This window comes from Vibrio sp. L85, assembly GCF_963871815.1.
In the GTDB taxonomy this organism is placed as follows: domain Bacteria; phylum Pseudomonadota; class Gammaproteobacteria; order Enterobacterales; family Vibrionaceae; genus Vibrio; species Vibrio harveyi.
This window is the reverse complement of the sequence record NZ_CAWMYL010000166.1, coordinates 1-347: the sequence shown is the minus strand read 5'-3', so window position 1 is coordinate 347 and position 347 is coordinate 1. Positions and strand designations below refer to the sequence as shown.

1 protein-coding gene is annotated in these 347 nt (G+C 50.1%); it reads left to right on the top strand.

Translation table 11 applies throughout. The features are described from left to right. The first annotated feature begins 105 nt into the window (after positions 1-105). Positions 106-231, top strand: coding sequence for a hypothetical protein (locus AACR11_RS15840; RefSeq protein ID WP_017190988.1), 126 nt, complete (start codon positions 106-108; stop codon positions 229-231). Positions 232-347 lie beyond the last annotated feature (116 nt).

The window sequence follows — 347 nt, the reverse complement described above, 5'->3', positions numbered from 1 at the left end:
GAATACAGGCGGTAACGGTGTTCAATGGCAGACCATTGCCATTGTGGTTGTGTTGCTGCTGGTTGTGTTCGGTGGATTGGCATTTGCGCTCAAAGGGGGCAAGTGATGCCAATCGTCTATCTGGGAATTGTTGGATTAACCCTTGGCTTTTTGACTGCCAAGGAAATCAACAAATCAGCATGGCTCATTGTGGTGGTGCTTGCGCTGATTATCTGGCTTAAAAGGGGTTGATATGCTGGGTTCATTAACCAGTTTAACGGGTGGCGGTGGTCTGCAAGGCGGTGCGGCTGGTCCATCGGCAGCCAAAAGCAGTAACCAATCTGGGCAATCCATTGGTGGCATCAACA